The 3,082-nt window shown below is 69.5% G+C and carries 3 protein-coding genes; all 3 read left to right on the top strand.

The window, feature by feature from the left end; translation table 11 throughout:
• On the top strand, window positions 1-1,095 hold a 1,095-nt coding region (locus tag B2284_RS13990), incomplete at its 5' end, for a magnesium transporter MgtE N-terminal domain-containing protein (RefSeq protein WP_286697668.1).
• Window positions 1,092-1,799, top strand: a complete 708-nt coding sequence (locus B2284_RS13985) for a DUF1003 domain-containing protein (RefSeq protein WP_404360756.1) — start codon at window positions 1,092-1,094, stop codon at window positions 1,797-1,799. The genes B2284_RS13990 and B2284_RS13985, both read left to right, overlap by 4 nt.
• Before the next feature lie 63 nt (window positions 1,800-1,862).
• Complete coding sequence (locus B2284_RS13980) at window positions 1,863-2,999, top strand: Mrp/NBP35 family ATP-binding protein (protein WP_006947406.1); 1,137 nt, start codon at window positions 1,863-1,865, stop codon at window positions 2,997-2,999.
• Window positions 3,000-3,082: the final 83 nt, after the last annotated feature.

The following is a 3,082-nucleotide window of genomic DNA, read 5'->3' as shown; positions in this document are numbered from 1 at the left end:
ACGGGCCTGGTCAACATGCGCCGCTTCGAGCAGCGTCACAACGAGACGCTCGTGTGCGCCGAACTCTTCGACCGCCAGGTGACGGTCCGCGAGCCGGACGGCGAGACGTTCACCGGCACCGTCGAGGACATGGCGATGGAGCAGAACCAGCGTCGCGACTGGGACATGACGAAGGTGTTCGTCCGCGCGCAGGATCAGTCGTCGGGCGCCTCGCGCGCCATGCACCGTCTGACGCGTCGGCGCACCGGATCGACCAGCCTGCACGACATCCGCGATGTCTACGGCCTCAACCGGCAGCACACCGAGCAGTCGGCTGAGCGGCTGCTCGAGACGTACGACGACCTGCGTGTCGAGGATCTTGCCGAGGTCATCCACGACCTGACGCCGAAGCGTCGCGCCGAGGTGGCGCGCGCCCTCGACGACGGCACGCTCGCCGATCTACTCGAAGAGTTGCCCGAGGACGACCAGGTCGAGATCATCGCCGCCCTCGACACCGAGCGCGCGGCCGACGTCCTCGAGGCGATGGAGCCCGACGACGCCGCCGACCTGCTCGGTGATCTGCCGCCCGAGACGGCCGAGGATCTGCTGCAGCGCATGGAGCCGGCCGATGCCGCTCCCCTGCGCCGGCTGCTCACGTACGACGAGAACACCGCGGGTGGTCTCATGACCACCGAACCGGCCATCCTGGGCCCGGAGGCGACGATCGCCGAGGCCCTCGCTGTCGTGCGCCGTGAAGAGGTCGCGCCGGCGCTCGCGTCGGCCGTGTTCGTCGTGCGCCCGCCGCTCGAGGTGCCGACGGGGCGCTTCCTCGGCATGGTGCACACGCAGCGGCTGCTGCGCGAACCGCCGCACACGTCGCTCGGCAACGTCGTCGACTCGACCGTCGACCCGGTCAACGTCGACGCGCCGCTCGGCGAGGTGACGCGCACCCTCGCGCAGTACAACCTCGTGTCGCTGCCGGTCGTCGACGACGACGGGCGCCTGCTCGGCGCGGTCACCGTCGATGACGTGCTCGACCACATCCTTCCCGAGGACTGGCGCGAGGAGCGCCATGACTTCCGCCAGGACAAGACCTTTCCGGGGGTGACGCAGTGAGCCGCGAAGTGGGTTCGCGCCGTGAGCGCGGGCGTGACGAGAAGCGGGACGAGCGTCGCGACGCCAAGGAATCCCGGGAGGAATCGCGTCGCAAGGAGGCATTGAAGGAGGCGCGTCGGGACTCACGCGACGAACGCGACGCCGCCGGCCGCCTCGATCAGCCGCAGGAGAAGCGGGCGCGCGTGCTGCCACGCATCGACCTCGACTCCGAGGGCTTCGGCGTCGCGAGCGAGAAGTTCGCGCGCTACATGGGTACGGCGAACTTCCTCATCCTGATGTCGGGCTTCATCATCATCTACGTGGTGGTCAACATGACGCCACTGAAGTTCGACGAGTACCCGTTCGTCTTCCTCACGCTCCTGCTGTCGCTGCAGGCCTCGTACGCGGCGCCGCTCATCCTGCTCGCGCAGAACCGTCAGGACGATCGCGACCGCGTCGCCATCGAACAGGATCGCTCGCGCGACGAGCGCAACCTCGCCGACACCGAGTTCCTCACCCGAGAGGTCGCCTCGCTGCGCCTCGCGATGCGTGAGACGGCGACGCGTGACTTCGTGCGCTCCGAGCTGCGTTCGCTGCTCGAGGAGATGGAGGAGCGCGGCATGCTCGCCATGCCCGATGCCGAGGACGACGATGCCGGCTCGTCGAAGCAGGAGAAAAAGGCCGCGAAGAAGCAGGCCAAGAAGGACGCGCGCCCGGAGGCATGAGGGCGCGAGGGCCCAGGTGGACGTGACTCAGGCCACTCACTACCACGCCGTACGATGGAGGGCATGACCACCCCCACTCTCGACGCCATCGGCGCTGCCCTGGCGACCGTGGAGGATCCGGAGATCCACAAGCCCATCACCGAACTCGGCATGGTCGAGTCGGTCGATGTCTCCGAGTCCGGCCACGTCGCCGTCACCATCCTCCTGACGATCGCGGGCTGCCCGCTCAAGGCGAAGCTGACGGAGGACACGACGAAGGCCGTGATGGCCGTCGACGGTGTCACGGGCGTCCAGGTGAACCTCGGCGTGATGAACGATGAGCAGCGCAAGAACCTGCGCGAGCAGCTCAAGGGCTCCTCCCCCGAACGTGAGATCCCGTTCGCCAAGCCCGGTTCGATGACGCGCGTGTACGCCGTCGCGTCCGGCAAGGGCGGCGTCGGCAAGTCGTCAGTGACGACGAACCTCGCCGCCGCGCTCGCCGAGCAGGGCCTCAAGGTCGGCGTCGTCGACGCCGACATCTACGGTTTCTCCGTGCCCCGCATGCTCGGCGTCGCGCACCGCCCGACGCAGGTCGACGACATGATCCTGCCGCCCGAGGCGCACGACGTGAAGGTCATCTCGATCGGCATGTTCGTGCCCGGCAACCAGCCCGTCGTGTGGCGCGGCCCGATGCTGCACCGCGCGCTCCAGCAGTTCCTCGCCGACGTGTTCTGGGGCGACCTCGACGTCCTCCTGCTCGACCTGCCGCCCGGCACAGGCGACATCGCGATCTCCGTCGCGCAGCTCATCCCGACCGCCGAGATCCTCGTCGTGACGACGCCGCAGCAGGCCGCCGCCGAGGTCGCCGAGCGCGCCGGTGCGATCGCCCTGCAGACGAAGCAGCGCGTCGCCGGCGTCATCGAGAACATGTCGTGGCTCGAGCTGCCCGACGGCACGCGCCAGGAGATCTTCGGCGCGGGCGGCGGCGCCACCGTCGCCGAATCGCTGACGCAGTCAATCGGCGCGCCCGTCGAGCTGCTCGGCCAGATCCCGCTCGACACGACCCTGCGTGAGGGCGCCGACCACGGCATCCCCGTCGTCGTCGGCCACCCCGACGCGCCCGCCGCCGTCGCCCTGCGCGGCATCGCCAAGGGCCTCGGCACGCGCGCTCGCGGCCTCGCCGGACGCAGCCTCGGGCTGACGCCGAGTACCAAGCTGTGAGTTGACGCGCCGCTCGCGCACAGCGAGCACACCGACGAGAGCCGCAACCCTGCACGTCAGGGTTGCGGCTCTCGTCGGTGTGC

The organism is Dermacoccus sp. UBA1591, assembly GCF_002322065.1.
Classification (GTDB): domain Bacteria; phylum Actinomycetota; class Actinomycetes; order Actinomycetales; family Dermatophilaceae; genus Dermacoccus; species Dermacoccus nishinomiyaensis.
Note: the sequence above shows the minus strand (reverse complement) of the source record. Positions and strands in the feature narration are given on the sequence as shown.

Bases quoted from the DNA above. Each gene is read 5' to 3' on its own strand.
- B2284_RS13980 (WP_006947406.1), top strand. From the start codon at position 1,863: ATGACCACCCCCACTCTCGACGCCATCGGCGCTGCCCTGGCGACCGTG.